Raw genomic sequence first — 2,739 nt, forward strand, 5'->3', positions numbered from 1 at the left:
ATTTTTTCTAATTATAATCAGACATTGCAGAGGCTTATTAACCAACGAACGAGTGAACTATATAATAGCAGGGAATTAATAAAATCTACTTTATATTCTATTGGTGATGCTGTAGTGAGTGTTGATAAAGATGGGTATGTTATAGATATAAATCGTTCTGCAAAGGAACTAATAGGCTTGAGTGCGAAAGATGCTGTCGGTAAGAAAGTGGACGAGATTATACAATTAGAGGATTATACGACACGACAAAAGTTAGAAAACCCAATTTATAAAACCCTTCAAACGGGAGAAAGAATTGATATTGGTAATAATACATTGTTGATATCCAGAACAGGAGAAAAATATAACATTGCGGATAGTTGTACCCCTATTTATGATGAGGAGAGGAACTTGTTAGGTGCCGTTTTTGTATTTCGGGATGTAACAGAAGAATACAAGCAGAAACAGAAATTATTGGATAGTGAATTATTCCAGCGAACACTGATGGAAAGTGTTCAGGCAGGTGTTGTTTTAATAGATTACGAAACGCATGTGATTGAATATATAAATCCTTCGGGAGCACGAATGTTTGGAGCGGAAAAGGAGGAGATTATCGGAAAGGTTTGTCATAAATTTTTATGTCCTGCGGATGTAGGTCATTGTCCAGTTCACAGCAAAGAAACAGAAATAGTAAATCAGGAAAAAATTTTGCTTACGGCTGATGGAACGGAAAAACCTGTTCTAAAATCAGTGAAAATAATTAGTTTGGGAGGTAAGGATAAGATAGTAGATTGTTTTATAGATATAAGTAAAGAAAAGGATATTGAGAATGAATTACGCAATACCAATCAACAATTACTTTCTGCGGTTCAAAGGGCGCAGGAATTAGCGGTAAAAGCGGAATTAGCCAATATGGCAAAAAGCGAGTTTTTAGCCAATATGAGCCACGAAATCCGAACGCCTATGAATGCAATTATAGGTATGACAAGCCTTTTACTGGATACAGAATTAGACCCGCAGCAGAGGCACTTTGCAGAAGTTATCCAATCCAGCGGAGAGTCTTTACTATCTTTAATAAACGATATTTTAGATTTTTCAAAAATAGAAGCACGAAAATTAGATTTAGAGGAGATAGATTTTGACTTAATTAGTATGCTGGAAGACTTTTCTAATGTAATGGCTGTTAGGGCTAATGAAAAAAATCTTGAATTGGTCATAGCAACTGATGATAATGTCCCGAGTTTAATAAAAGGAGACCCAGGGCGGATTCGACAAATATTAGCAAATCTGGTTGGGAATGCGATTAAATTTACTCAAAAGGGAGAGGTCAAGGTTCAAGTAAGTTGTGTGGAAGAGACGGATGATGATGCGATGTTGAAATTTGTAGTGACAGATACAGGTATTGGTATTCCAAAAGATAAAGTAAAAAACCTATTTCAAAAGTTTACTCAAGTAGATGCCTCAATGACGCGCCGATTTGGGGGAACGGGGTTGGGATTAGCTATTTCCAAAGAACTTGCTCAAATGATGCATGGGAGTATTGGTGTTGAAAGTATATATGGCAAGGGTTCTACTTTTTGGTTTACGATAAGAGTGAAGAAACAAAAAAATGTTAAACCCAAAACATATATTTTCCCGGAAGATTTACAAAATGTCCGAATTTTAATAGTAGATGATAATGCAAGCAATCGTGAAATATTACGAATGCGATTAAAATCATGGGGAGCCCGTCCAGAAGAAGCCCCGGATGCTTTTACTGCGTTGAATATATTAAAGGCGGCAAAAAAAGAGAATGACCCGATACAACTTTGTATTATAGATATGCAGATGCCAGAAATGGATGGGGAAACACTTGGGAAAATTATTGCAAAAGATGAAAATTTATCCGATACTGTTCTGGTAATGCTAACTTCCATCGGGATACGGGGTGATGTTAAAAAATATAAAGAAATTGGGTTTTCTGCATATTTAACAAAGCCTATTCGACATAACGAATTGTTTGATATTTTAACAGCACTTTTAAGTATGTCAAAAACAAAACAAATGGAAGGAGAACGACCTTTCTTTACACCTTCTATCATTACGCGACATTCTGTCAGGGATATACAAAAACAAATAAGAAAATTCAAGGTAAAGGTTCTTCTTGCAGAGGATAACTTAGTGAACCAACAAGTCGCTGTGGGAATGTTAAGTAAATTAGGTGTTACTACAGAGGTAGCCAATCATGGGAAAGAGGCTTTGGATTTACTTTCTAAAAATGATTACGACCTTGTATTTATGGATGTGCAGATGCCCGAAATGGATGGTTATCAGGCAACACAAGCGATACGAGAGGGATTGGCAGGTGAGAAAAATAAAAACATAGTGATTATAGCAATGACGGCTCATGCTCTTGAGGGGGATAGGAGTAAGTGTATTGAAGCAGGTATGAATGACTATATTTCTAAACCTATTGTTATAGAACGATTGGTAGAAGTATTAGAAAAATGGACATCTGAAAAAATGCAGATAGAAAAAGAGCCTTTAACAATTGTAAAGAAATTTCCTTCCGATAAAGAACATTCTACCTCAAAGACTACCCATACAGATATCCGTATGGTATTTGATTACAAATCATTTATGAAACGAGTTATGGAGGATAAAGAATTAGCCCGAACGATTCTCAATAGTTTTATGGAAGATGTGCCAAAACAGATAGAAATATTAAAGAAATATATAGAAGAGAATCGTATTACAGAGGCGGAACGACAGGCTCATTCA

Annotated in this window: 1 protein-coding gene; it reads left to right on the top strand. The window is 35.9% G+C overall.

Annotated elements, in window-relative coordinates:
- A partial coding sequence (locus tag PLA12_12730) for a response regulator (GenBank protein ID HOQ33359.1) occupies positions 1-2,739 on the top strand: 2,739 nt, incomplete at both ends.

Origin of the sequence: Candidatus Hydrogenedens sp. (assembly GCA_035378955.1) — a bacterium.
In the GTDB taxonomy this organism is placed as follows: Bacteria; Hydrogenedentota; Hydrogenedentia; order Hydrogenedentales; family Hydrogenedentaceae; genus Hydrogenedens.